Below are 23692 nucleotides of genomic sequence, written 5' to 3'. Positions count from 1 at the left end.
GCGCTCAGCCGGGCAGCAAGGCGCGGAGGGCAGCGGCTGGATCGTCCGCGCGCCAGACCTCCTCGCCGAACGCGAGGAAATCGGTGATCGGCCAGAGGGTGCGCACCGCGTCTTCCGTCAGGCCGCCCTCGGCCACGACGGGCACCTCGATCATCTCGGACCACCAGCCGAAAAGGTCGGCCCCGGCGATCTGGCCGTCGCCGAGCCCGGCGCCGGAGCAGGGCCCGAAGGCGACATAGTCGGCCCCGGCCTCGCCCGCGTTCATCCCGTCGTGACGGGAGGCGCCGCAGAAGGCCCCCACGATCGCGTCGGCCCCCAGCGCCTTGCGTGCGGCCCGCACCCCGCGCGCGCCCGCCAGATGCACGCCGTCGAGGCCCAGCCGCCCGGCCAGCGCGACATGCTCGGCGACCACCAGGGCCACGTCGCGCGCCTCGGTCACGCCGCGCACCGCGTCGGCGGCACGGGTCAGCGTATCCTCGTCGCGCGTGGCGAGCGCGAGGCGCAGGCAGGCGACGGGGCGGGCGTCGAGCAGCGCGGCGAGGCGGTCGGGAAAGCCCGCGTCGATCTCGGGCGGGCTGACGAGGTAGATCTGCGGCGCGTCCGGCTCGGCCATGGCGTCCTCTCCCTGGCGGTGCGGGCCGCTCCTTAGCGCGGGGCGACAGCGAGCACCATGGGGGCGCGCTCCCGCCCCGGCTTGCGGCGCCCCTCCGCCCTGCGTATCAGGCGCGCGACATGTGCAGGAGCCCCATGGCCGAGCCCGCCTTCATCCTTGTGCGCCCGCAGATGGGCGAGAACATCGGCGCCGCCGCGCGCGCGATGTGGAACTTCGAGCTGTCGCGGATGCGGCTCGTCGCCCCGCGCGACGGCTGGCCGAACCCGAAGGCCGTCGCCATGGCCTCGGGCGCGGGGCAGGTGCTCGACCGCGCCGGCCTGTTCGACGACGTGGGCAGCGCCGTGGCGGATTGCACCCACGTCTACGCCACGACCGCGCGCTCGCGCGAGATCACCCTGCCGGTGCTGACCCCGGAGGAGGCGATGGCCGAGGCCCGTGCTCTCGCGGCCGAGGGCGCAAGGCCGGCAGTGCTGTTCGGCCCCGAGCGCGCGGGGCTGGAGAACGCCGACATCGCGCGGGCGACCGCGATCGTGACGGTGCCGGTCAATCCCGCGTTCTTCTCGCTCAACCTCGCGCAATGCGTGCTGCTGATGGCCTACGGGTGGCGCCGGCAGAAGGGGGGCGATGCGGCGCGGGTCGAGCCCGACCGGGCCGAGGCGGTGGAAATCGAAAGGCTCGCAGACCATTACGAGGACAAGCTTGCGCAGGCAGGCTTCTTCTTCCCGCCCGAGAAGGCGCCGGGGATGAAGCAGACCCTGCGGGCGATGTTCTCGCGCCTCGCGCTGACCCCCGGCGACGTGCGCATCCTGCACGGGGTGCTGCGGCAACTCACGCGCCGCGATCCGGCGGGAGCGGCGGGGCGCGACATCGACGACGTCGACCGCGGGCCGGGCGCCGCCTAGCTCGCGGGAAAAGAAGGACAGGCCATGGCGCAGAAACCCCGCAGCATCTTCGAGGAGGTCGGCACCGAGGGGCCCGACCGCACCGCCCCCCGCCAGACCGGCGTGATCGACCGGGCCGCCCGCACCGGCGCGCGCGGCGCGATCCGCGTCTGGCTGATGGTGCTGTTCGCGCTCGTGGTGGTGATGATCGCCGTGGGCGGGCTGACCCGGCTGACCGACTCGGGCCTCTCGATCACCGAGTGGGCACCTGTCTCGGGCGCGATTCCCCCAATGAACGCAGAGGATTGGCAGCGCGAGTTCGACGCCTACCGGCAGATCCCCGAATACCAGCTGCAGAACCGCGGCATGAGCCTCGCCGAGTTCAAGGTGATCTACTGGTGGGAATGGGGGCACCGCCAGCTCGGCCGCTTCATCGGGCTGGTCTGGGCCGTCGGCTTTCTCTTCTTCCTTGTCGCCCGGAAGATCCCGCCAGGGTGGACGGGGCGGCTCTTGGGCCTCGGCGTGCTCGGCGGTCTGCAGGGGGCGATCGGGTGGTGGATGGTCGCCTCCGGTCTCGCGCCGGGCATGCTCGACGTCGCCTCCTACCGCCTCGCGATCCACCTCGGCCTCGCCTTCGTCATCCTCGGGCTGCTGGCGTGGTACATCTTCCGCCTCGGGCGCGCGCAGACCGAACTGCTCCAGGCGCAGCGCGCGCGCGAACGGGGGCGCTGGGGGATCGCGACGGGCGTCATGCACCTCGCCTTCCTGCAGATCCTGCTGGGCGCTCTGGTCGCGGGCATAGACGCGGGGCGAAACTATACCGACTGGCCTCTGATGGCCGGGGGCATCCTGCCGCCGGGGCCGCTGGCGCTCGAGCCCGTGTGGCGCAATTTCTTCGAAAACGACGGCCTCGTGCAATTCATGCACCGGATCGCGGGCTACCTGCTGCTGATCCTCGGGCTCGCCGCATGGGCCGTGGGGCGCCGGTCGGTGCATCGGGCCACGCGCCGGGCCTTCGGCGACGTGGCGGCTCTGATGCTGGTGCAGGTGGTGCTCGGCATCGTCACGGTGATGAACTCGGCGCCCTGGCAGCTGGCGATCCTGCACCAGGTCACGGCGGTGGCGCTCTGGGTCGCGATCCTGCGGGCGCGCTTCCTTGCAGGCTACCCCTGGGCCGAGTCGGTCAGGAGCGGCGCACGATGACAGGCACGGGTCAGGCGGCGTTCGACGCGCTGATGTCCTTCACCCGGCAGACGATGGCCCTGTCGGCCGTCGCCGGCCGCACCGCGTGGGACCAGGAGACGATGATGCCCCGCGGCGCCGCGCCCCAGCGGGCCGAGGAAATGGGCGCGCTCGAGTCGATGCTGCATGCCCGCCGCACCGACCCGCGCATCGGCGAATGGCTGGCGGCGGCCCAGGCGCCCGACGCGGCAGGGCAGGCGCAGCTGCGGCTGATCCGGCGCGACTATGCCCGCAACGTCAAGGTACCGGCCGATCTCGCCGCCGAGATCGCGCGCGTCACCTCTCTGTCGCAGGGGCAATGGGCCGAGGCGCGCGCCGACCGCGATTTCAGCGCTTTCGCGCCCGTTCTTGACCAGGTGCTTCAACTGCGTCGGCAGGAGGCCGACGCGCTGCGCGCGGGCGAGGCGGGCCAGAGCCGCTACGACGCGCTCCTGCAGGATTACGAGCCGGGCATGACGGCGGCCGAGCTCGAAACGATGTTCGGCGCGCTGCGGCCGCGTCTCGTGGACCTGCGTGCCTGCGTTCTCGACGCAGAGGGCGAGGCGCCGCGCCTCTCGGGCCCTTTCGACGAGGCCGCGCAGATGCGGCTGACGGAGGAGATCGCCCGGGCCTTCGGCTACGATTTCGCCCATGGCCGGATCGACACCGCGGTGCACCCGTTCTCCAGCGGGTCCGGCCTCGACGTGCGCATCACCACGCGCACCAGCGCCGCCGATCCGCTGGGGGCGATCTATTCGACCATCCACGAGGTGGGCCACGCCGCCTACGAACAGGGGATCGACCGCGCCTACCTGCTCACGCCGCTGGGGCAGGGCGTCTCGATGGGCGTCCACGAGAGCCAGAGCCGTCTCTACGAAAACCAGCTCGGCCGATCCCCTGCCTTCTGCGGCTGGCTCTACGGGCGGATGCGCGAGACCTTCGGCGAGATCGGGATCGGCAGCGCGGAAGAGTTCGCCCGCGCCGTCAACCGCGTCGAGACTGGCCATATCCGCACCGAGGCCGACGAGGTGCACTACAACCTGCATGTCCTTCTGCGCTTCGACCTCGAGCGCGCGCTCATCGCGGGCGAGCTGCAGGCGGCCGATCTCGAGGCGGCGTGGAACGACCGCTTCGCCGCCGATTTCGGGATCGAGGTGGACCACGCCGCCCACGGCGTCCTGCAGGACGTGCACTGGTCGGTCGGCCTGTTCGGCTACTTCCCCACCTACGCGCTCGGCAACGTCTACGCCGGCTGTCTCTTCGCCGCCCTGCGCAGCGCCGTGCCAGACTGGGAAGAGGCGCTCTCCCGCGGCGAGGCGACCCGCGCCACCGCCTGGCTGCGCGAGAGCCTTCAGCGCCACGGCGGCCTGCGCCCGCCGCGCGAGACGGTCGAGGCCGCCACCGGCGCGCCGGTCTCCGAGGGGCCGCTGCTCGACTACCTCGAGGACAAGTTCCATCGCCTCTACGGGCTCTGACCCGCGAAGCCGCGCCCGGCCGTGCCGGCCGGCAGATGCGTATTTCCGACAGAAAGAAGCCGTGGGTGGCGCACCGTGCCCGGCTTCTTTCTGTTAAGAATACGCAAACGGCGCGCGGGTGCCGCCCGCTCAGCGCTCCGGCAGAAGCCCGCGCGGGCTGAAGCGCAGCACCAGCAGCAGCACGAGGCCCATGGTGAACAGGCGCATGTACTGCACCGAGTCGAGCAGGTGCGCCTTGAGCCACGAGCCGTCGGGCATCGGCGCCGTGACGATGCCCATCAGGCCCTGGCCCAGCGGCTCGACCATCACCCAGAGCCACCAGATCAGGAAGCCGCCGAGCACCGCGCCGAGGTTGTTGCCCGAGCCGCCGACGATCACCATGACCCAGACGAGGAAGGTGAAGCGCAGCGGTTGGTACGAGCCGGGGGTGAGCTGGCCGTCGAGCGTCGTCATCATGGCGCCGGCCAGCCCGCAGATCGCCGAGCCGAGGATGAAGATCTGCAGGTGGCGGCGCGTGACGTCCTTGCCCATCGCCTCGGCCGCCGTCTCGTTGTCGCGGATGGCGCGCATCATCCGCCCCCAGGGCGAGTTGAGCGCCGCCTGCGCCGCCGCGACCAGCACCACGAGCACCAGGATGAACAGCCCCGCGTAGCCGAGCTTGACCGCGATCGACGAGGCGATCACCGGGTCGAAGCCCCAGCCCGAGACGCGCTCGACGAAGGCCGGGCTCTGCTGCAGGTCGACCTCGTAGGGCACGGGCCGGGGCAGGCCCGACACGTTCTTGACCCCGCGCGCCAGCCAGTCCTCGTTCTTGAGCACGGCGATGATGATCTCGGCGATCCCCAGCGTCGCGATGGCGAGGTAGTCGGAGCGCAGGCCCAGCGCCGTCTTGCCGACGATCCAGGCCGCGCCTGCCGCGATCAGCCCGCCCACGGGCCAGGCGAGCACGATGGGCAGGCCGAGGCCGCCGAGATAGCCCGCCTGCGCCGGGTTGACCGCCTCGATCGCGTCGCGCGCCGGGTCGAAGAGCGCGCGGTAGAGCACGAAGCCGCCCACCAGCACCGCTGCCACCGCGACGGCGCGCAGCTTGCCCGGCGGCATCCGCTTCTGCACGGCGATGGCCGCCGCCACCGTGGCCGCGCCCGACAGAAGCGCGAGGATCATCCGCGGTCCGCCCGCCTCCCACGCGCCGGGGACGGGCGGCATCGAGACGAGCACTGCCGCCAGCCCTCCCAGCGCGACGAAGCCCATCACGCCGATGTTGAACAGGCCCGCGTACCCCCATTGCATGTTGACGCCGAGCGCCATGATCGCGCTGACCAGCCCCATGTTGAAGATCGCGAGCGTGGTGTTCCACGACTGCGTGAGGCCGGTGCCGACGAACAGCACGGCCACGAGCCCGAACAGCAGCGCCGTGCGCGCCGGCCCCTCGGCCAGCAGCCCCGGTGCCTGCCGCTGCGACGCGGCCCCGCCCATGCGTGCCTCGCTCATACCGCTTTCCCCCGGAAGAGGCCCGTGGGCCTGTAGATCAGCACGATCACGAGGATCGCGAAGGACACCGCGAACTTGTAGTCGGTGGACAGAAGCTGCAGCAGGCCGTCGGGGCTCCACTCCTCGGGGCCGAGATAGCTGACCACCTTGCGGAAGGCGTAGGTGACCGTCACCTCGGAGAAGGCGATCACGAAGCCGCCCGCGATGGCGCCGAGGGGGCTGCCAAGGCCCCCCACCACGGCCGCCGCGAAGATCGGCAGCAAAAGCTGGAAATAGGTGAACGGCATGAACGACTTGTCGAGGCCGTAGAGCACGCCGGCCGTCGTCGCCAGCGCCGCCGTGATCAGCCAGGCGACCATGACCACTCGCTCGGGGTTGATGCCCGACAGCAGCGCCAGGTCCTCGTTGTCGGAAAAGGCCCGCATCGACTTGCCCGTGCGCGTGCGGTTGAGAAACCAGAACAGCAGCGCCACCGCCACCGCCGCGACCACGATGGTGAGGCCCTGGCTGGTGCGGAAGGCCAGCCCCTCCTCCAGCCCGGTCATCTCGCGGAAGGTGCGGGCCGAGATGATGAAGCGCTCGCCGTCGGAAAAGCGCTGGTCGTCTGTGCCGATGACGAAGCGCACTACCCCGTTGGTGACGAACATCACCCCCATCGACACGATCACCAGGATCACGGGCGCCGCCTTCTGCGCCCGGTAGAAGCGATAGACGACCCGGTCGGTGGCCAGCAGCCACAGCGCGCAGGCGGCGATGCCCACGGGCAGGGCGAGCAGCGCCGTGGGCAGGGGCCCGATCCCGTCCATGCCCATGCCCTGCAGGCCCCAGGTCACGAGGATCGTCACCATCGTGCCGAAGGCCATCGTGTCGCCATGGGCGATGTTGGAGAACCGCAGGATGCCGTAGATCAGCGTCACGCCCAGCGCGCCCAGCGCCAGTTGCGCGCCATAGGCGGTTGCCGGGATCAGCACGAAGTTGGCGAAGGCGACGAAGGCGTTCAACAGGTCCATGCGCTCACTCCGACGCGGTGCAGGTGCCGTGATAGGTGATGGAAAGGCCCGGGGCGGGCAGGTGCACCGTGTAGCGGGCGGTGCCGGCCGCGTCCATCACGGTCAGCAGGTGCACGCCGCCCTCGGCGATGCCCAGCACGAAGGTCGCGCCGCCGGGCGTCAGGCCGAGCGAGCCGCGCACCGTCTCGGCGGGCGTCACGAGGCGGGCGGCGAATTCCTCGGTCTCGACGGCGAAGGCGTAGTCGGTCGCGGCGCAGGGCGTGGCGTCGACGCATTCGCGCGTGAAGGCGCAGGAATAGGTGCCGGCCGTGGCGGCCCCGGCCGCCCCGATCGACAGCGCGATCAGCGCGACGACAGTGCCGCCATGAGCGACGAGACCCCGCCGCAACGCCCCGTTCGCTCGATCGGCGCGTCGCTGCCCTCGGGCAGGATCACGAGCACCGCGCTGCCGTTGGCCGAGAGCCGGATCGTCAGCTCGCCCGCGATCTCCTCCGACAGGATGACGAGGCTCGCCGCGCCGTCGATCTCCCCCGCCCTGAGCGGCATCGAGCGACCCCGGATGCGGTGCGCCCCCACCTCCAGCCAGACCAGCCGGCTGCGTGGTCGGGCGCGGTCGGCCTCCAGGCTGACCTGCAGCATCTCCCCGGCCGCGGCGTCCCCACCCGCAGACCCGTTCGGAAAGGCGCAGAAGCTGCGGCTGGGCTCCATCTCGGCAGTCGTCGCCAGCGCGAGCGACATCACGATCGGCAGTATCATGGCGGTCCCCTCGATCCCCGCCGGCGGGGCAGGGGGCGGGGCTGCCCGCCGCCGCGCCGGCCCGAGCAGCCTGTGGCCGAATCCGGGCATCGCGAAGGAACAATTGCAGGGGAGGCATGGATACCGCGTGCCGAACGTGGAGAAATTGCATCATTCCCGGCGCCGGGCGCAGCAAGCGCCCGCAAATCGGGCGCCCGGCGCGCCGCCGCCCCGGGCGGCGGCAGATCGTGTCGATCACGCGGGACGACATCGCCTCACCCGCCCAGGAAAGACCGGCGCACCTCCGGGTCGGCCAGCAGTTCGGCGCCCGTCCCGGTATAGGCGTTGCGCCCCTGCACGAGCACGTAGCCCGTATCCGCGATCTCGAGCGCCTGCCGTGCGTTCTGCTCGACCATCAGGATGGATATGCCGGTGCGCGCCACCTCGATGATCCGGTCGAACAGCTCGTCCATCACGATGGGGCTCACCCCCGCGGTCGGCTCGTCGAGCATCAGCACGGTGGGCCTGGTCATCAGCGCCCGCCCCACGGCGACCTGCTGGCGCTGCCCGCCCGACAGCTCGCCCGCCGCCTGCCGCCGCTTCTCGCGCAGGATCGGAAACAGGTCGTAGACCTGCTCCATCGTTTCGCCGATGTCGTCGCGCCGCAGGAACGCGCCCATCTCGAGGTTCTCCTCGACCGTCATCGAGGTGAAGATGTTCGAGGTCTGCGGCACGAACGCCATGCCGGCGGCCACCCGCGCCTGCGGCGTCAGCCGGGTGATGTCGCGCCCGCCCAGCCGCACCTGGCCCGCGCGCACGTCGAGCATGCCGAAGACCGCCTTCATCGCCGTCGACTTGCCGGCGCCGTTCGGCCCCACGATCACGCTGATCTTCCCCCGGTCGACGGCGATGGTGCACTCGGTCAGGATGTCGGCGCCCCGCCCGTAGCCGCCCGTCATCGCGTCGCCGATCAGCATCGGCTCTCCGGCGTGCCCGGGCACGGCGCGCGCCTCGGTCTCGGTGCCCGCCGACGCCAGCGTCCCGCCGCCCGGACGGGCGATCGACCGGTCCTTGTTGCCACGGTCGTCTCTCAGCGCCTCGTACCGATCCTCGCCCACGCCCGCCTCTTCTTCTTGCTGCAAATATCCCGGGGGAGTCGGCCGGAACGGCCGACGGGGGCAGCGCCCCCTACTGCGCCGCTTCGGCCTGCGCGGCCGTCTTGTTCTTGAGCCCGGTGCCGAGATAGGCCTCGATCACCTGCTCGTTCGCCTTGATCTGGTCGATCGTGCCCTCGGCCAGCACCCGGCCCTCGGCCATCACGATCACCGGGTCGCAGAGCCGGCCGATGAAATCCATGTCGTGCTCGATCATGCAGAAGGTGTAGCCACGCTCGCGGTTGAGCCGCAGGATCGCGTCGCCGATGGTGTTCAGAAGCGTCCGGTTCACGCCCGCGCCCACCTCGTCGAGAAACACGATCTTCGCGTCGACCATCATCGTGCGGCCGAGCTCCAGCAGCTTCTTCTGACCGCCCGAGAGGTTGCCCGCGCGCTCGTCCGCGAGGTGGTCGATGGTCAGGAACTCGAGCACCTCGTCGGCCCGCGCGGCCAGCGCCCGCTCTTCCTCGGCGATCCGGCGGCGGCCGACCCAGGCGTTCCAGAGCCGCTCGCCCGACTGGCCGGGCGGCACCATCATCAGGTTCTCGCGCACCGTCATCGACGAGAATTCGTGCGCGATCTGAAAGGTGCGCAACAGGCCCTTGTGGAACAGCTCGTGCGGGGGCAGGCCGGTGATGTCCTCGCCCGCCATCGTCACGCGGCCCGACGTGGGGGACAGGTTGCCGGCGATCACGTTGAACAGCGTCGTCTTGCCGGCACCGTTCGGCCCGATCAGCCCGGTGATCGAGCCCGTCTCGATGCGCAGGCTCGCGCCGTCGACCGCGTGAAAGCCGCCGAAATGCTTGTGCAGGTCGTGCACCTCGATCATCGCCCGCCCCTTACACCCATTGGACAAGGGCGCATAAAGCAAAGAACCGGCCCGGGGAAGCCCCCCGGGCCGGTCCGGTGTCGTCGCGCCGTCGGGCGGCGGGGATCAGCGGTAGCCGACGATGCTCAGCGCGCCGTCCTCGACGACGAACTCGGCGTAGGAGCCGGCAGCCTCGCCCGGCTCGACAAGCTCGACGCCGGTCGCGCCCTCGTAGTTGACGTCCTCGCCCGCGGCGATCATCTCGAGCGCCATGCCGAGCTGGCCCGGCAGGATGGGCTCGCCGGGCGCGTTGGCGATGTCCATGATCTCGCCGGCATAGTCGGTGGGCACCGTCGAGCCGGCCGCCTGCATCGCCAGCAGCATCAGCGCCGCCGCGTCGTAGCTTTCGCCGGCATAGACCGAGGTGCCGTCGATGCCCGCCGCGCTGGCCATCTCAGCGAACATCGCCCCGCCCTCGTTGTCGGAGCCGGGCGCGGTGCCGACCGATCCCTCGATGTCGGAGCCGAAATTGTCGGTCAGCGCGTCGCCGATCATGCCGTCGCCGAAGGCGAACATGTCGAACGCACCGGTGTCGAGCGCGGCCTGGATGACGCCGGCACCGCCCTGGTCGACATAGCCCAGCACCACCAGCGCGTCGCCGCCGGCCGAGGCCAGCGCGCCGACCTCGGCGGTATAGTCGGCCTTGCCGTCCTCGTGGCTGGCCGACAGCGTGATCGTGCCGCCCATCCCCTCGAAGGCGGCCTGGAACGCGTCGGCGAAGCCCTTGCCGTAATCGTTGTTGGTGTAGGTGACGGCGACCTCGGAAATATCCTTGTCCATCAGAACGTTGGCCAGAACCTCGCCCTGCCGGGCATCGGAGGGCGCGGTGCGGAAGAACAGGCCGTTGTCCTCGGCGTCGGTCAGGGCGGGCGACGTGGCCGAGGGCGAGATCATGACCATGCCGTTCGGCACCGCGACGTTGGCCAGAACGGCGCCGGTCACGCCCGAGCAGTCGGCGCCCATGATGCCCCTGATGCCCTCTGCCGTGATCAGGCGCTCGGCGGCGGCGGTGGCGGCGGCGCTGTCGACGCAGGTCGAATCGGCGCGCACCGGCACGACGGTGGCGCCGTCGAGCAGGCCGCCCGATTCCGTCACCTCTTCCATCGCCATCTCGGCGCCGGTGGCCATGGCGGGCGTGAGCGATTCGATCGGGCCGGTGAAGCCCAAGATCACGCCCATCTTGATCCCTTCCTGGGCCAGCGCCGGGCCGGCGGCGAGCGCGGCCACGCTTGCGAGCAGCAGCTTTTTCATTGGTAATCTCCCTGTTGGGTTGTTCGTCCCGGCGCGACCCTAATGTTGGCGCGCGCCTTTGAAAAGCGGGCTTGGGGGGCGCCTTGCGGCTCCTTACCGGCGGTCAGTCGGTCACCAGCAGGCGCTCCAGCCCGTGGAAATGGTAGATGTCGGCATAGGCGGGCGGCTCTGCCAGCTGCAGGCCGGGCCGCGCGGCGAAGAGGGCGGGCAGGGCGCGGGCGAGTTCCAGCCGCGCGAGCGGTGCCCCGAGGCAGAAGTGGATGCCGGCGCCGAAGCTGGCGTTGGGCTTCGGTGCGCGGGTCGGGTCGAAGCGGTCTGGGTCGGCATGGGCCGCCGGGTCGCGGTTGGCCGAGGCGAGCAGGCACGCCACCTCGTCGCCCGGCGCGAAGCGGTGGCCGAACACCTCCACCTCCTGCCGCGCGATCCGGGTGAAGACGTGCAGCGGCGGGTCGAAGCGCAGGATCTCCTCGACCGCCTGGGCAGGGTCGTCGGCGAGCGCGTCCTGCGTGCCCGTCTCGATCAGCGCCTTCACGCCGTTGCCCAGCGTGTGGACCGTCGCCTCGTGGCCCGCGTTCAGCAGCAGGATAACGGTCGAGACGAGTTCCTCGGCGCTCAGCCGGTCGCCCGCGGCCTCGGCCGCGATCAGCTGGCTGAGCAGGTCGTCGCCGGGCGCGCGCCGCCGCGCCGCGATCACCTCGTCGAGGAAGGCGGTGAAGGCCCGCGTGGCGGCTACCGCGGCATCCTCGTCGGTGCGGGTCCGGCCGGGCTGATACATCCTGACCATCGCGTTCGACCAGGCCAGCAGGTCGGTCGCGCGGGCGTCGGGCACGCCGATGAGGCGGGCGATCACGGTAACCGGCAAGGGACGGGCCAGCGCGTCGAGCAGGTCGAACGGGCCATCGGGGAAGGCCGCGATCAGCTCGGCCACCAGCCGGTCGATCCCCGGCGCCAATGCCTGCACCCGACCGGTGGTAAACGCACGCAGGACGAGGCCGCGCAGGCGGGTGTGGCGCGGCGGCTCGGCCTCGAGCATCGAATCCGCCTCGACTGCGTAGAAGGGGGCGAGGCGGGCCGGGGCCTCGGGCCGGGGCGCGCCCTCGGGCGGCTCGCGGCCGAAGCGCCGATCGCGCAGGATCGCGTTCACCGCGCGGTCGGTCGTGGCCGCCGGCATCCCGTAGTCCTGCCACCACACCAGGTCGCCGGCTGCGCGGGCGCGGGCGTAGAAGTGATAGGGATCCTGCACGAAGGCGGGTTCGGCGGGCGATTGCGACAGGCGCTCCATGACCCGCCTCATCGCGCGCCGGCGCGCGCGCGGCAAGACCCGGCGCAGACGCGCCGCCGGCAGGCCCCGCGACGGCGAGCGACATCTTGGCCGAGTATTTCTGTCGGAAATGGGTTGACCCACAGGCGTGATCGGGTAGTTGAGCGAACAGGTCAGGAATGACCGAACCGTCGCATGACGAAAGCCGATAGGGAGTGATCCATGCCGAAGCCCACATCCAAGCTGCTCGCCGCAGGCCTCGCCGCCGCGGTCGCGCTGCCCGCAGTTCCCGCGTTCGCGGACGAGCTCAACCTGTATTCCTCGCGCCACTACGACACCGACGAGCGGCTCTACTCCGACTTCGAGGAGATGACGGGGATCACCATCAACCGCATCGAGGGCAACGCCGACGAGCTGATCGCCCGGATGGAGGCCGAAGGCGCCAACAGTCCCGCCGACGTGTTCCTCACCGTCGATACCGTGCGACTCGCCCGCGCCAAGGAACTCGGCCTGCTGCAGTCGGTCGACAGCGACGTGCTCGAGCGCCGCATCCCGGCCTACCTGCAGGACGACGACAACCAGTGGTTCGGCTTCTCGCAGCGCTCGCGCATCCTGTTCTACGACAAGAGCGACGTCGAGAACCCGCCGCAGACCTACCAGGATCTCGCCAGTGACGAATACGAGGGGATGGTGTGCATCCGCTCGTCGACCAACGTCTACACCCAGAACATCGTCGCGGCGCTCGTCGCCCATCTCGGCGAGGAGCTGGTGGCGGAGTGGGCCGAGGAGGTCGTCGGCAACTTCGCGCGCAGCCCGCAGGGCGGCGACACCGACCAGCTGCGCGGCATCGCATCGGGCGAGTGCGACGTCGCGATGTCGAACACCTATTACTACGCCCGCATCGTGCGGAAGGGCGACGAGCAGATCACGCCCGAGCAGCTCGAGAACATCGGCTGGGTCTTTCCCAACCAGAACGACATCGGCGCCCACATGAACATCTCGGGCGGCGGCATCGCGGCCAACGCGCCCAACCGCGACAATGCGGTGCGCTTCCTCGAATACCTCGCCTCCGACCAGGCGCAGGAGTATTTCTCGGCCGGCAACGACGAGTATCCGGCGGTGCCGGGCGTGGGTCTGGCCCCCTCGGTGGCCGAGCTCGGCATCTTCCGGCCCGACACGATCGACCTGTCCGACATCGCGGCCAACGTCGACACCGCCACGCGGATCCTCAACGAGGCCGGGTGGGAGTGATCCCTTGCCGGGGATCGGGCACCGCGGTGTTCGGCGCCCGACCGTCGGTCAGCGGACGTACTTGATGAAGGGCGTCAGCTGACCGACATCGTCGTAGAGCCGGCGCGCCGTGTGGTTGAAATGCTGGGTCATCCAGTAAACCGACGGCGCGCCGCGCGCATCTGCGGCACCGTAGACGGCCTCGATCAGCGCCCGGCCGACGCCCTGGCCGCGCGCCTGAGGCGCGGTGAACAGGTCCTGCAGGTAGCAGACCGGCTCGATCCGCCAGCAATGCGCATGAAAGATGTAGTGGACGAGGCCGATGGGCCCCGTCGCGTCGGCCGCCACAAGCGCGTTCTGGTCGGCATGGTCGGGCGAGAGGAGCCGGCGGAACGTCTCGTCCTTCACCGACTTCGCCACCTCCGTCTCGTAGAAGGCGAGATAGCCTTCCCACAGGATGCGCCATGCGGCCTCGTCGTCCTGCGTCAGGGCGCGTATGGAAAAGGTATCGGGCATCTCGAGGGTCCTCGTCGCGTGCCGACCATGGGTAAGCGCGGCCCGCCGGCAGGGGAAGCCCCTGCAATGGTCATTCAGGGTCGAGCATCGCCGCGCGCAGCCGCTCCAGTTCGGCAGGCGAAAACCCTGTCGGCGTGATGTCGAACACCGCCATCCGGCCCACGACCGAGACGGGCGCGCAGTAGCGCTCGACAACATGATAGTCGGGGCGCCTCGTATAGTCGTCCCACAGCAGTCGCGTCGGGCGGCGCACATGCATCAGCGCGGTCAGGAAGCAGGCGACGCGGAACCGCCCGTCGACGAGGATCAGGTCGGGCGCGCGGAAGTCGCGCCGCGCCCAGACGGCGGCGGGGTAGCGGCGAAAGAGCGGATAAAGCAGCGGCAGGCGCGGCCAGCGCGGTCGGCCCCATGTCTTCGTCGGTCCGATCCAGGCCCGGTGCAGGCGCACGTCGGCCGCGGGGTGGTGCGCGGCGAGCCACGCCGCCATCGCGCGGGCCCATGCAAGGTCGTTCTCGACGGAAAAGCAGGTCAGCCCCGGCGTCTCGGCCGCGAGCGCGGTCGAGCCGCCCGAGCCGTATTCGAGCACGACCGAGGCGCGGGCATATTCGGCGCGCACGCGCTCTGCCACCTCGTCGGGAAAGGTCAGGACGGGGCGCTCCATGCCCGCGCCGCCGCCCTCAGCCGCGGGCGTCGAGGTGGCCGGCGAGCGCGCGCAGGGCCAGCCGGTAGCCCGCCGGCCCGAAGCCCGCGATCACCCCCAGCGCGACGGGGGCGAGATGGCTGACTTGTCGGAAGGGCTCGCGCGCATGCACGTTCGACAGGTGCACCTCGACCACCGGCAGACCCGTGCCCGAGACCGCGTCGCGCAGGGCGACGGAGGTGTGCGTATAGGCCCCGGCGTTGAGCACCACACCGTCCTGCACCCCCATGGCCGCGTGCAGCGCATCGACCAGCGCCCCCTCGTGGTTCGACTGCCGGCAGGTCACCTCGAGCCCCAGCGCGCGGCCGGTCTCGACGCAGTCGGCCTCGATCTCGGCCAGCGTCGTGCGGCCGTAGATTCCGGGCTCGCGCGTGCCGAGCAGGTTGAGGTTCGGGCCGTTCAGGACGAGGATCGAGGGCATGGGCGGGCTCCGTGCGGCGCGGCCCGGGGATAGAGCGGGGCAGGGCGCCTGTCGAGGGGAAGCGGATGACGGCGGCAGACGTGGCGATCGTGGGCGGGGGCGCCATGGGCTGGTCGACGGCCTTCTGGCTGATGCGCCGCGACCCGGCCCTGCGCGTCGCGGTGGTGGAGCGCGATCCGAGCCATGCGCAGGCCGCCACGGCGCTGTCGGTCGCCTCGATCCGGCAGCAATTCACCTGCCGGATCAACGTGAAGATCTCACGCTTCGGAATTGATTTTCTGAGGAATTTCGAGGCGTATGCGGCGGGCGCCTCCGGTGTGGCATCGCTCGGTCTGCGCGAACAGGGCTACCTGTTTCTGGCCGGCTCGCAGGCCGGTGCGGAGGTGTTGCGCATGGCGGCGGCGATGCAGCGCGCCGAGGGCGCGGCGACAGAGGTGCTCGCGCCCGACGATCTTGCGGTGCGCTTTCCGTGGCTTGCGGTCGGCGACGTGGCGCTCGCCTCGTTCGGCCCGCGCGACGAGGGCTGGTTCGACAACATGGGCCTGCTTGCGGGGCTGCGCGGCGCGGCCATGGCGGCCGGCGCCGAGTCGCGGCGCGGCGAGGTCGTCGCGGTCATGGTCGGGCATGGTGCGGCGCACGGGGTACGGCTGGCCGACGGCTCCGAGATCGCGGCCGGCGCGGTGGTGCTCGCTGCCGGAACCGGGGTCACGCCGCTGCTTGCCGGATTGGGTGAGGAAAGCCCGGTAGAGCCCCGCAAGCGAACGGTTTTCGTGATCGACGCGCCAGAGGCGCGACACCCGCGCGCACCGCTAATGGTCGACCATGGCGGTTTTTACCTCAGGCCCGAGGGCGATCACTGGATCACCGCCACGGTGCCCGACGCCGACGGGCCGTGCGCGCCCGGCGACTTCGAGCCCGATCTCGCCCAGTTCGAGGAGCTGATCTGGCCGCGCCTCCACGCGCGCGCGCCGGTCTTTGCCGCCGTGAAGGTGCTGCGCGCCTGGGCCGGGCACTACGACTTCAACAGGCTCGACGCGAACGCACTCGTCGGACGCTGGCCCGGCTGGCCCAACCTCTACGCGCTGACGGGTTTTTCGGGCCACGGGCTGCAGCAGGCGCCGGCGATGGGCCGCGGCATGGCCGAGTTGCTGACCGCCGGCCGGTTCGAGACGCTCGACCTGTCGGAGCTAGCGCCCGACCGGTTGCACACGGGCGCGCGCGTTCGGGAAAAGGCGGTGGTCTGAGGCCCTTCGCCTGGCCCGCGGCGCATCCGTTCATTTTACATAATACTGATTATCGGACTTCTGGCTGCTGGCGCGGCAGCGCTCTCGCCCTTAGCCCGCGCCGTCCCGCCGACGCAGGATCGCGAGATTCGCGGCCGGATCGTTAACAACCAGCTCGAACGCCCTGTCGAACCCCCGGGCGCGCAAGCATGTTCAGCCGAGGGCGTAGCCCGCGCCGCGCACGGTGCGCACCGGGTCCGGGCCGCCGTTCTGGCACAGCGCCTTGCGCAGCCGCCCGATATGGACGTCGACGGTGCGGGTGTCGACGTAGATGTCGCGCCCCCACACCCGGTCGAGCAGCTGCTCGCGCGACCAGACGCGGCCGGGCTTTTCCATGAAGGTCGAGAGCAGACGGAACTCGGTCGGCCCCAGCTTCAGAGGCTTGTCGGACCGGAAGACGCGGTGCGTCTCGGCGTCGAGCACGATGTCCTCGAAGGTCAGCCGCTGCCCCACCGCGGCGGGCCGCGTGCGCCGCAGCTGGGCGCGGATGCGCGCCATCAGCTCGACCAGCGAATACGGCTTGACCACGTAGTCGTCGGCGCCGGTCTCGAGACCGCGCACGCGGTCGACCTCTTCGGAGCGGGCCGAGAGCATGATGATCGGCACGCCCTGCGTGTCGGGCCGCGTCTTGAGCCGGCGGCAGACCTCGATGCCCGAGACGTTGGGCAGCATCCAGTCGAGCACGATCACGTCGGGGGCGTCCTCCTCGACCAGGAGCAGCGCCTCCTCGCCGTTCTCGGCCCGGGCCACGCGAAAGCCCTCGGCCTCGAGGTTGTAGGCCAGAACCTCGCGCTGTGCCGGCTCGTCCTCGACGACGAGCACGGTCGGCCGTTCGTGCCGTGTCATGCCTCGGGCCCCACCGTCTCGAAGGCGGTGCGGTCGCGCTTGGGCCGGTCGTCGGCCGGCATCTCGCCCTCGACGAGATAGATGACCTGCTCGGCGATGTTGGTCACGTGGTCGCCCATGCGCTCGATGTTCTTGGCGATGAAGTGCAGGTGCATGCAGGCGGTGATGTTGCGCGGGTCTTCCATCATGAAGGTCAGGAAGTTGCGGAACAGCGCGTTGTACATCTGGTCGACGTCCATGTCGCGCTGGCGCACGTCTTCGGCGAGTTCGGGATCGCGCTGGATGTAGGCGTCGAGCGCGTCCTTGAGCATCAGCTCGACCTGCTTGGCCATCCGCCGGATCGAGCCGGCCGACCCTTCTACGGGCTGCATCTGCACCAGCACCGAGGTGCGCTTGCCCATGTTCTTGGCATAGTCGCCGATCCGCTCGAGGTTGGAGGCGATCTTCATCACGGTGAGGATGGTGCGCAGGTCGCCTGCCGCGGGCTGGCGCAGCGCGATGAGGCGGGCGCTATCCTCGTTGACCTGCTGTTCCAGTGCGTCGATGGCGGCATCGGCGCGGCGGACGGCCTCGGCCTCTTCCTCGTCGCGCTTCTCGAGGCTCTCGGCCGCGCGCAGGATCGCGGCCTCCACGAGCCCGCCCATCTTCATGATCATGGCCTGGACCGCTTCCAGATCGCGATCGTAGGCCGAGGCGATGTGTTCCTGACTCATGTGTGCTCCCTCCCCGCTCAGCCGATCCGGCCGGTGATGTAGCTTTCGGTCCGCGGATCCTGCGGGTTGGTGAAGATCGTGCCGGTGTCGTCGTATTCGACGAGATTGCCGAGGTGGAAGAAGGCCGTCTTCTGGCTGACGCGGGCCGCCTGCTGCATCGAGTGCGTGACGATGACGACCGAGTAGTTCTGCTTGAGCTCGTCGATCAGCTCCTCGATCTGGGCGGTGGCGATCGGGTCGAGCGCCGAGGCCGGCTCGTCCATCAGCAGAACCTCTGGCTCGGTGGCCACGGCACGGGCTATGCACAGGCGCTGCTGCTGGCCGCCCGACAGGCCGGTGCCGGGCGTCTGAAGCCGGTCCTTCACCTCGTCCCACAGGGCGGCACGGCGGAGCGAGCGCTCGACGATCTCGTCGAGCTCTGCCTTGTTGCGGGCGAGGCCGTGGATCTTGGGCCCGTAGGACACGTTGTCGTAGATCGACTTCGGAAACGGGTTCGGCTTCTGGAACACCATGCCGACCTTGGCGCGGAGTTGCACCGGGTCGACCTTCTTGTCGTAGATGTTCTCGCCATCCATCAGGATCTCGCCCTCGACGCGGGCGACGTCGATGGTGTCGTTCATGCGGTTGAGGCAGCGCAGGAAGGTCGACTTGCCGCAGCCCGACGGGCCGATGAAGGCGGTCACCGTCTTGTCGAGGATGTCGACGTCGACGTCCTTGATGGCATGGGTGTCGCCGTAGAACACCTGGCAGTTGCGGGCCGAGATCTTGACCTCCTCGTCGCCGGCGACCTGGAGGTGTTGACGGAGATCGTCCATTTCGCGTCCTTTCACGTTACCACTTCCGCTCGAAGCGGTTGCGGAGGAAGATCGCAAGCGCGTTCATCATGATGAGGAATGTCAGTAGCACAAGGATCGCGGCAGACGTCCGGCTGACGAAGCCGCGCTCCGGGCTGTCGGCCCAGATGAAGATCTGCGTCGGCAGCGCCGTGGCGCTGTCGAACGGTGATCCGGGGGCCGACGTGATGAAGGCGTTCATGCCGATCAGCAGAAGCGGCGCGGTCTCGCCCAGAGCCTGCGCGAGGCCGATGATCGTCCCGGTCAGGATGCCCGGCATCGCCAATGGCAAAACATGCTGAAACACGACTTGGTGCTTGGAGGCCCCGACGCCAAGGGCCGCTTCCCGTATCGAGGGCGGCACCGATTTGAGCGCAGCGCGGGTGGCGATGATGATCGTCGGCATCGTCATCAGCGCCAGGGTCAGCCCGCCCACGAAGGGGGCCGAACGCGGAAGGCCGAACCAGCCGATGAACACCGCTAGCGCCAGCAGACCGAATACCACCGACGGCACGGCGGCGAGATTGTTGATGTTGATCTCGATGAAGTCGCTGAAGCGGTTCTTCGGCGCAAATTCCTCCAGATAGATCGCCGCCCCGATGCCGAGCGGGAAGGAGATCAGGAAGCAGGTGAGCAGCGCCCAGAACGAGCCGATCAGCGCGCCCTTCAGACCAGCCAGTTCGGGAAAGCGCGAATCCGCGTTGGTGATCAGCGCAGTGTTCAGCGGCGTGGAGATGAGTCCCAACTCATCCAGCCTGTCGAAGCGCGCGATCGCCGCGTCGTCCACGCGGCGGAACTGCTCGGCCGTGTCCCGTTGCACGAGGCCCTTGTTGAGCTGGTCGTAGGCGTCCGAGACGGGCACCTTAAGCGTGACGGTCTGGCCGATCAGCGACGGATCTGCCACGACCTTGTCGCGCAGTATGAACTGGGCACCGTTCGACAGGATCGACGTCAGCTCGCGCGTGGCGGCACGGTCCGTCAGGTCGACCGCGGGGAAGTGCGCCCCCATCGCGGCCGCGAGCACGTCGTCGAAGCCGCCCCGCGGCAGCCCCTCCGCCGGGATTTCCTCCGGATCGACATAGACCTCGAGCTGGATGTGGGTCTGCGTGAAAGCGTGATATCCAGTGCTGATGATCGAGGTCAGCAGGATCAGGAGCATCGATATTGCCAGAATGATCGCGGCGATGCCGAACCCCTGCAGGACAAGCTGCTTGCGATTACGCCGGGCAAGGCTGCGGCGCACGGCCTCGGTCGCGGTACCACGGGACGTCGGGCGGGCATCGGAGGGGGTTATGTCGGTCATGTTTGCCGGGCCTCAATCGTAGATTTCGCGGTACTTGCGCACGATGCGCAGGGCAAAGACGTTGATCACCAGCGTCGCGAGGAACAGCATCATGCCCAGCGCGAAGGCTGCCAGCGTCTTGGGATTGTCGAAGGCGGTGTCACCGATCAGCAGGGTGACGATCTGCACCGTCACGGCTGTTACGCTGTCGAGCGGGTTGATCGTCATCCTGGCGATCAGACCGGCGGCCATCACAACGATCATCGTCTCGCCGATGGCGCGGCTGACGGCCAGCAGGACGCCGCCGACGATGCCGGGGATGGCGGCAGGAAAGACCACGTTCATCATCATTTCACCGCGCGTCGCGCCAAGCGCCAGCGCGCCGTCGCGCAGGCTTTGCGGCACCGCCGAAAGAGCATCGTCGGCGAAGGACGAGATGAACGGAATCAGCATGATCCCCATGACGCCGCCCGCGGCCAGCGCGGTATTCGATGCCACGTCCAGCCCGATCGACTGCCCGAATTGCCGGATTGCCGGCGCGACCACGAGAATGGCGAAGAATCCGTACACGACGGTCGGGACGCCGGCGAGCACTTCGAGGATGGGCTTGACCACCTTGCGGAAGGCGTGCGGCGCGAACTCGTTCAGGTAGATGGCCGACAGCAGCCCCACCGGCACGGCGACAACCAGAGCGACAGTCGCGATCACGATGGTGCCAAGAAAGACCGGAACCGCGCCGAATGCACCCTCGGCCGCGATCTGGTCCTCGCGGATGGGGATTTGCGGTTCCCAGTTGGTGCCGAACAGGAACTCCGTGACCGGAACGAGCTGGAAGAACTTGATCGTCTCAAACGTCAGCGCGGCGACGATCCCAATCGTGGTGAAGATCGCAACCACTGCGCAGAAGACCATCAGCCCGAGGGTGATACGCTCCACCCCCTGGCGGGCGCGGAACTCGGCCGCGACCTTGCCGCGCGCGAAGAACACGAGCGCCGCGGAAACAAGCACGACGACGATCACCAGAAGCCAGGCCGAGGTCTGCCGATAAGCAATCAGCCGGTCGGCGGCCTCGAGCTTCCAGTCCTCGGGCGTGCCGAAGATGCGCCCCCCGGCGATGGAACGGATTTCCGCCCCGATCAGCTGCACCGCGCCGGAGTCGAGGCCGTCGAGCACCCCGTCGGGCAATGACGCCATAAGCAGACGATTGATCACACCGCCTTCCAGCGCCAGCCAGAGCAGCACCAGCGTCAGCACCGGCACGATCACGAGCAACAGCGAGAAAAGCCCGTGAAAGCCCTCGAGCGAGTGCAGCCGGACGCCGTTCGACCGGATTGCCCGGGCGGCCTGAATGTTGATCGCGTAGCCGACGGCGGCTGCCAGCAACAGGATCACGAAAGGCGCTAGTGTCATTGGGAACCACCTAGGAAAAGGAACGACCGCCCGAGCAGGCCGGGCGGTCGCATTGGTTGAAGGCGCGCTTAGTTGAGCGCTTCCATGGCGACCCCGTTCTCGACGCGCTCACGGAGCTCGGCACGGCGCTCTTCGGACAGCGGAACGAGGCCGCGCTCTTCCAGGTAGCCGCCGGGCGCCAGCGCGTCCTCGGACATGTACTCGGCCAGGAATTCCTCGAAGCCGGGGATCACGCCGCGATGCGCGTTCTTGATGTAGAAGTACAGCGGACGCGAGATCGGATAGGTGTCGCCGATGGTGTCCGGCGTCGGCTCGACGCCGGCGATGGTGACGGCCTTCAGAGTGTCCTGGTTCTCGAACAGGAAGGAATAGCCGAAGATGCCCATCGCGTCGCTGTTGGCCTGCAGGCGCTGCACGATGAGGTTGTCGTTCTCGCCGGCCTCGATGAACGGGCCGTCGGTGCGCATGCGCGCGCAGTTCTCTTCGGCCCAGTCCTCGTCATGGTTCTGCGCGACATAGTCGAGATCCATGCAGCCCGCGACCATCGCCAGTTCGACGAAGGCGTCACGCGTGCCCGAAGTCGGCGGAGGGCCCAGAACCTCGATCTCGGTTTCCGGGAAGTCCGGGTTGATCTCGTTCCAGGTGGTGTAGGGGTTTTCGGCCCACTCGCCGTCGACCGGCACCATCGCGGCGAGCGCGAGGTAGACCTCGGACAGCGACATGTCCCACGCGAACTCATTGTCGCGCGAGACCGCGATGGTAAGACCGTCTGAGCCGATGCGCGCCTCGGTGATGTCGGTCACGCCGCCATCCATGCACAGCTGGTATTCGGACGGCTTCATGCGACGCGACGCACCGGTGATGTCGGCGAATTGCTCGCCGATGCCGCCGCAGAAGATTTGCATGCCGCCGCCGGTGCCGGTCGATTCGACGATTGGCGAGGGAAAGCCCGTGTTGTTGGCGAACTGCTCTGCCACGGCCTGCGTGTAGGGGAACACCGTCGACGATCCGACGCGGCGGATTTCGTCGCGCGCGGTGGCGGCGGTCGCGCAGAGAGCGGTGATCGCCAAGGCTGAGGCGGACAGCTTCACGAGAGACATGTGATTCTCCATGGTGTTGGGTTCAGGGCCGCCCCCCCGGGCAGCCTCGACGCGCTGCCTAGACGCGCCGCATGCGCCTTTTGTAAAGCTTTCGTAACGGTTTCATGACAATGCGCGGCACGCCGTCGAGTTCCGCTGCGGAACCTCGCGTCAGCGCATCATCTCGCCATGCAGCGCCGGGAGCGTCACGGTGAAGGTCGCGCCCTGCCCCGGCGCGCTCTCGATGCGGAAGCGGCCGCGGTGACGGTTCACGATGTGCTTGGCGATGGCGAGGCCGAGGCCCGTGCCGCCCTTCTCGCGCGAGCGGTGGGCATCGACCCGGTAGAACCGCTCGGTCAGCCGGGGGATGTGGATGGGGTCGAAGCCCTCGCCCCTGTCGATCACGTCGACGGTCACGGCCGGGCCGCGCACCGCCAGCTCGCGCGGCGAATAGGTCAGCCGCGCGGTCACCCGGCCGCCTGCGCCGCCATACTTGATGCCGTTCTCGATGAGGTTGGCAAAGACCTGCGTGAGCTGGTCCGCGTCGCCCGGCACCACCATGCGTTCGCCCGCCTCGCCCTCGACCGCGAGCTCCACGCCCGCCGCCTCGGCCGTCGGCCGCAGGGCCGAGACGGTCGAGGCCACCAGTTCGTCGAGCGCGACGGGGTCGGTCGGGCGCTGGCGCTCGGCGCTCTCGACACGGTTGAGCGACAGCAGGTCCGACACCAGCCGGTCCATCCGCTCCGCCTCGCGCTGCATGATGGCGAGGAAGCGCTCTCGCGCAGCCGCATCGTCGCGCGCCGGGCCACGCAGCGTCTCGATGAAGCCGAGCAGCGCGGTGAGCGGTGTCTTCAGCTCGTGGCTGACATTGGCCACGAAATCGCGGCGCATCTGCGTGGCGCGCTCGAGGTCGGTGACGTCCTGGAACGAGACGAGCACGCCCCCCGCCGCCTCGACCGGCGCCACCGTGACGCGGTAGGCGCCCTCGCTGCCGGGAGAGGGATCGAGATAGCGCGCCTCGCCCGTCCGCCCTGCCCCGAGGGCCGCCTCGATCGCATCGAGCAACGCCGGCTGGCGCAGCACCGTCACATGGTGCCGTCCCGTCCCGTCGGCGCCGAACAGCGCGCGAGCGCGGGCGTTCATGGCGGCGATGCGCGCGTCGGGCCCGATCAGCACAAGCGGCATCGGGACAGCCATCAGGAGGGAAGCGGCGGCGTTGTCGGGCATCGTCCGGACTGCCTTGTTTGGAAAGGGCGGCGCAACCGCGCCCGGGCGCGACGGCCATGCCCAACTTTCGGTCGCCAAGGCAACCCTGCCGCGCGTTTCTACGTCAGGAAGATCAAATCCCTTTCTTTACGCGCTTTGGTTGTTCTAACGTAACCCTGCATGACGCAGGGACCGTTCAGACAGCGCGACGGG

The 23692-nt window shown here is 69.5% G+C and carries 24 protein-coding genes; 5 read left to right on the top strand and 19 right to left on the bottom strand.

Features of this window, described 5'->3' with window-relative positions:
• Window positions 1–4 precede the first annotated feature (4 nt).
• Window positions 5–613 carry a thiamine phosphate synthase gene (locus DLJ49_RS13835; protein ID WP_115394145.1) on the bottom strand — a complete coding sequence of 203 codons (609 nt, stop codon included), beginning with the start codon at window positions 611–613 and terminating at the stop codon, window positions 5–7.
• A 134-nt stretch (window positions 614–747) separates the two neighbouring features.
• Between DLJ49_RS13835 and DLJ49_RS13830 the strand changes: the two genes are divergently transcribed.
• From DLJ49_RS13830 to DLJ49_RS13820, 3 genes are read left to right on the top strand one after another with little or no spacing between them, the layout of a single operon-like run.
• On the top strand, window positions 748–1515 hold the full coding sequence (locus DLJ49_RS13830) for an RNA methyltransferase (protein ID WP_115394144.1): 768 nt from the start codon (window positions 748–750) through the stop codon (window positions 1513–1515).
• Between the two features lie 24 nt (window positions 1516–1539).
• On the top strand, window positions 1540–2697 hold the full coding sequence (gene ctaA / locus DLJ49_RS13825) for a heme A synthase (RefSeq protein ID WP_115394143.1): 1158 nt from the start codon (window positions 1540–1542) through the stop codon (window positions 2695–2697).
• On the top strand, window positions 2694–4190 hold the full coding sequence (locus tag DLJ49_RS13820) for a carboxypeptidase M32 (protein WP_115394142.1): 1497 nt from the start codon (window positions 2694–2696) through the stop codon (window positions 4188–4190). Before ctaA ends, DLJ49_RS13820 begins: the two co-directional genes overlap by 4 nt.
• Before the next feature lie 129 nt (window positions 4191–4319).
• Here DLJ49_RS13820 and DLJ49_RS13815 read toward each other — a convergent pair whose 3' ends face one another.
• The 8 genes from DLJ49_RS13815 to DLJ49_RS13780 form a co-directional block, all read right to left on the bottom strand.
• On the bottom strand, window positions 4320–5666 hold the full coding sequence (locus tag DLJ49_RS13815; protein WP_115394156.1) for a branched-chain amino acid ABC transporter permease: 1347 nt from the start codon (window positions 5664–5666) through the stop codon (window positions 4320–4322).
• Window positions 5667–5677: 11 nt separating this feature from the next.
• Window positions 5678–6691 carry a branched-chain amino acid ABC transporter permease gene (locus DLJ49_RS13810; RefSeq protein WP_115394141.1) on the bottom strand — a complete coding sequence of 338 codons (1014 nt, stop codon included), beginning with the start codon at window positions 6689–6691 and terminating at the stop codon, window positions 5678–5680.
• A gap of 4 nt (window positions 6692–6695) precedes the next feature.
• Window positions 6696–7079 carry a hypothetical protein gene (locus DLJ49_RS13805; protein WP_115394140.1) on the bottom strand — a complete coding sequence of 128 codons (384 nt, stop codon included), beginning with the start codon at window positions 7077–7079 and terminating at the stop codon, window positions 6696–6698.
• Window positions 7034–7447 carry a hypothetical protein gene (locus tag DLJ49_RS13800; RefSeq protein WP_115394139.1) on the bottom strand — a complete coding sequence of 138 codons (414 nt, stop codon included), beginning with the start codon at window positions 7445–7447 and terminating at the stop codon, window positions 7034–7036. Before DLJ49_RS13800 ends, DLJ49_RS13805 begins: the two co-directional genes overlap by 46 nt.
• A 254-nt stretch (window positions 7448–7701) precedes the next feature.
• Window positions 7702–8544 carry an ABC transporter ATP-binding protein gene (locus DLJ49_RS13795; protein ID WP_115394138.1) on the bottom strand — a complete coding sequence of 281 codons (843 nt, stop codon included), beginning with the start codon at window positions 8542–8544 and terminating at the stop codon, window positions 7702–7704.
• A 70-nt stretch (window positions 8545–8614) separates the two neighbouring features.
• Window positions 8615–9409 carry an ABC transporter ATP-binding protein gene (locus DLJ49_RS13790; RefSeq protein ID WP_115394137.1) on the bottom strand — a complete coding sequence of 265 codons (795 nt, stop codon included), beginning with the start codon at window positions 9407–9409 and terminating at the stop codon, window positions 8615–8617.
• A gap of 105 nt (window positions 9410–9514) precedes the next feature.
• On the bottom strand, window positions 9515–10699 hold the full coding sequence (locus DLJ49_RS13785; RefSeq protein WP_115394136.1) for an ABC transporter substrate-binding protein: 1185 nt from the start codon (window positions 10697–10699) through the stop codon (window positions 9515–9517).
• A gap of 103 nt (window positions 10700–10802) precedes the next feature.
• Window positions 10803–11981: a cytochrome P450 gene (locus DLJ49_RS13780; RefSeq protein ID WP_115394135.1), complete on the bottom strand. Its 1179-nt coding sequence runs from the start codon at window positions 11979–11981 to the stop codon at window positions 10803–10805.
• 201 nt (window positions 11982–12182) lie between these two features.
• Between DLJ49_RS13780 and DLJ49_RS13775 the strand changes: the two genes are divergently transcribed.
• Window positions 12183–13211 (top strand): extracellular solute-binding protein, encoded by a 1029-nt coding sequence (locus DLJ49_RS13775; RefSeq protein ID WP_115394134.1) that lies wholly within the window; start codon window positions 12183–12185, stop codon window positions 13209–13211.
• A gap of 48 nt (window positions 13212–13259) precedes the next feature.
• Here the strand turns inward: DLJ49_RS13775 and DLJ49_RS13770 are convergent, their stop codons facing one another.
• The 3 genes from DLJ49_RS13770 to aroQ all read right to left on the bottom strand — a co-directional run bounded on the left by DLJ49_RS13770 (window position 13260) and on the right by aroQ (window position 14827).
• Window positions 13260–13706 (bottom strand): GNAT family N-acetyltransferase, encoded by a 447-nt coding sequence (locus tag DLJ49_RS13770; protein WP_115394133.1) that lies wholly within the window; start codon window positions 13704–13706, stop codon window positions 13260–13262.
• Window positions 13707–13776: 70 nt separating this feature from the next.
• Window positions 13777–14367 carry a hypothetical protein gene (locus DLJ49_RS13765; RefSeq protein ID WP_115394132.1) on the bottom strand — a complete coding sequence of 197 codons (591 nt, stop codon included), beginning with the start codon at window positions 14365–14367 and terminating at the stop codon, window positions 13777–13779.
• Between the two features lie 16 nt (window positions 14368–14383).
• Entirely contained in the window at window positions 14384–14827 is a 444-nt protein-coding gene (gene aroQ / locus DLJ49_RS13760) for a type II 3-dehydroquinate dehydratase (protein WP_115394131.1), read from the bottom strand.
• 65 nt (window positions 14828–14892) lie between these two features.
• Here aroQ and DLJ49_RS13755 point away from each other — a divergent pair, with 65 nt between their 5' ends.
• The gene (locus tag DLJ49_RS13755; protein WP_115394130.1) at window positions 14893–16071 is read left to right on the top strand and encodes an NAD(P)/FAD-dependent oxidoreductase; all 1179 of its coding nucleotides are present in this window, start codon (window positions 14893–14895) and stop codon (window positions 16069–16071) included.
• A 192-nt stretch (window positions 16072–16263) separates the two neighbouring features.
• On the opposite strand, the gene phoB is transcribed toward DLJ49_RS13755, so the two are convergent.
• The 7 genes from phoB to DLJ49_RS13720 all read right to left on the bottom strand — a co-directional run bounded on the left by phoB (window position 16264) and on the right by DLJ49_RS13720 (window position 23500).
• Complete coding sequence (gene phoB, locus DLJ49_RS13750) at window positions 16264–16956, bottom strand: phosphate regulon transcriptional regulator PhoB (RefSeq protein WP_115394129.1); 693 nt, start codon at window positions 16954–16956, stop codon at window positions 16264–16266.
• Window positions 16953–17669: a phosphate signaling complex protein PhoU gene (gene phoU / locus DLJ49_RS13745; RefSeq protein ID WP_115394128.1), complete on the bottom strand. Its 717-nt coding sequence runs from the start codon at window positions 17667–17669 to the stop codon at window positions 16953–16955. Before phoU ends, phoB begins: the two co-directional genes overlap by 4 nt.
• Before the next feature lie 17 nt (window positions 17670–17686).
• Window positions 17687–18484, bottom strand: a complete 798-nt coding sequence (gene pstB / locus DLJ49_RS13740) for a phosphate ABC transporter ATP-binding protein PstB (RefSeq protein WP_115394127.1) — start codon at window positions 18482–18484, stop codon at window positions 17687–17689.
• A gap of 16 nt (window positions 18485–18500) precedes the next feature.
• Window positions 18501–19805 carry a phosphate ABC transporter permease PstA gene (gene pstA, locus DLJ49_RS13735; RefSeq protein WP_115394126.1) on the bottom strand — a complete coding sequence of 435 codons (1305 nt, stop codon included), beginning with the start codon at window positions 19803–19805 and terminating at the stop codon, window positions 18501–18503.
• A 12-nt stretch (window positions 19806–19817) separates the two neighbouring features.
• Window positions 19818–21176, bottom strand: a complete 1359-nt coding sequence (gene pstC / locus DLJ49_RS13730; protein ID WP_233489019.1) for a phosphate ABC transporter permease subunit PstC — start codon at window positions 21174–21176, stop codon at window positions 19818–19820.
• Window positions 21177–21262: 86 nt separating this feature from the next.
• Window positions 21263–22294: a substrate-binding domain-containing protein gene (locus tag DLJ49_RS13725; RefSeq protein ID WP_115394124.1), complete on the bottom strand. Its 1032-nt coding sequence runs from the start codon at window positions 22292–22294 to the stop codon at window positions 21263–21265.
• A 150-nt stretch (window positions 22295–22444) separates the two neighbouring features.
• Entirely contained in the window at window positions 22445–23500 is a 1056-nt protein-coding gene (locus tag DLJ49_RS13720; protein WP_115394123.1) for an ATP-binding protein, read from the bottom strand.
• Between the last annotated feature and the right edge of the window lie 192 nt (window positions 23501–23692).

It is taken from the genome of Rhodovulum sp. 12E13 (assembly GCF_003340565.1).
Classification (GTDB): domain Bacteria; phylum Pseudomonadota; class Alphaproteobacteria; order Rhodobacterales; family Rhodobacteraceae; genus HLUCCA09.
The sequence above is the reverse complement of the archived record's forward strand: the minus strand, read 5'-3'. Positions and strand labels throughout refer to the sequence as shown.

Coding starts and splice junctions, on each gene's coding strand:
- DLJ49_RS13835 (WP_115394145.1), bottom strand. CDS start 613: ATGGCCGAGCCGGACGCGCCGCAGATCTACCTCGTCAGCCCGCCCGAG.
- DLJ49_RS13830 (WP_115394144.1), top strand. CDS start 748: ATGGCCGAGCCCGCCTTCATCCTTGTGCGCCCGCAGATGGGCGAGAAC.
- ctaA (WP_115394143.1), top strand. CDS start 1,540: ATGGCGCAGAAACCCCGCAGCATCTTCGAGGAGGTCGGCACCGAGGGG.
- DLJ49_RS13820 (WP_115394142.1), top strand. CDS start 2,694: ATGACAGGCACGGGTCAGGCGGCGTTCGACGCGCTGATGTCCTTCACC.
- DLJ49_RS13815 (WP_115394156.1), bottom strand. CDS start 5,666: ATGGGCGGGGCCGCGTCGCAGCGGCAGGCACCGGGGCTGCTGGCCGAG.
- DLJ49_RS13810 (WP_115394141.1), bottom strand. CDS start 6,691: ATGGACCTGTTGAACGCCTTCGTCGCCTTCGCCAACTTCGTGCTGATC.
- DLJ49_RS13800 (WP_115394139.1), bottom strand. CDS start 7,447: ATGATACTGCCGATCGTGATGTCGCTCGCGCTGGCGACGACTGCCGAG.
- DLJ49_RS13790 (WP_115394137.1), bottom strand. CDS start 9,409: ATGATCGAGGTGCACGACCTGCACAAGCATTTCGGCGGCTTTCACGCG.
- DLJ49_RS13785 (WP_115394136.1), bottom strand. CDS start 10,699: ATGAAAAAGCTGCTGCTCGCAAGCGTGGCCGCGCTCGCCGCCGGCCCG.
- DLJ49_RS13780 (WP_115394135.1), bottom strand. CDS start 11,981: ATGGAGCGCCTGTCGCAATCGCCCGCCGAACCCGCCTTCGTGCAGGAT.
- DLJ49_RS13775 (WP_115394134.1), top strand. CDS start 12,183: ATGCCGAAGCCCACATCCAAGCTGCTCGCCGCAGGCCTCGCCGCCGCG.
- DLJ49_RS13770 (WP_115394133.1), bottom strand. CDS start 13,706: ATGCCCGATACCTTTTCCATACGCGCCCTGACGCAGGACGACGAGGCC.
- DLJ49_RS13765 (WP_115394132.1), bottom strand. CDS start 14,367: ATGGAGCGCCCCGTCCTGACCTTTCCCGACGAGGTGGCAGAGCGCGTG.
- aroQ (WP_115394131.1), bottom strand. CDS start 14,827: ATGCCCTCGATCCTCGTCCTGAACGGCCCGAACCTCAACCTGCTCGGC.
- DLJ49_RS13755 (WP_115394130.1), top strand. CDS start 14,893: ATGACGGCGGCAGACGTGGCGATCGTGGGCGGGGGCGCCATGGGCTGG.
- phoB (WP_115394129.1), bottom strand. CDS start 16,956: ATGACACGGCACGAACGGCCGACCGTGCTCGTCGTCGAGGACGAGCCG.
- phoU (WP_115394128.1), bottom strand. CDS start 17,669: ATGAGTCAGGAACACATCGCCTCGGCCTACGATCGCGATCTGGAAGCG.
- pstB (WP_115394127.1), bottom strand. CDS start 18,484: ATGGACGATCTCCGTCAACACCTCCAGGTCGCCGGCGACGAGGAGGTC.
- pstA (WP_115394126.1), bottom strand. CDS start 19,805: ATGACCGACATAACCCCCTCCGATGCCCGCCCGACGTCCCGTGGTACC.
- DLJ49_RS13725 (WP_115394124.1), bottom strand. CDS start 22,294: ATGTCTCTCGTGAAGCTGTCCGCCTCAGCCTTGGCGATCACCGCTCTC.
- DLJ49_RS13720 (WP_115394123.1), bottom strand. CDS start 23,500: ATGCCCGACAACGCCGCCGCTTCCCTCCTGATGGCTGTCCCGATGCCG.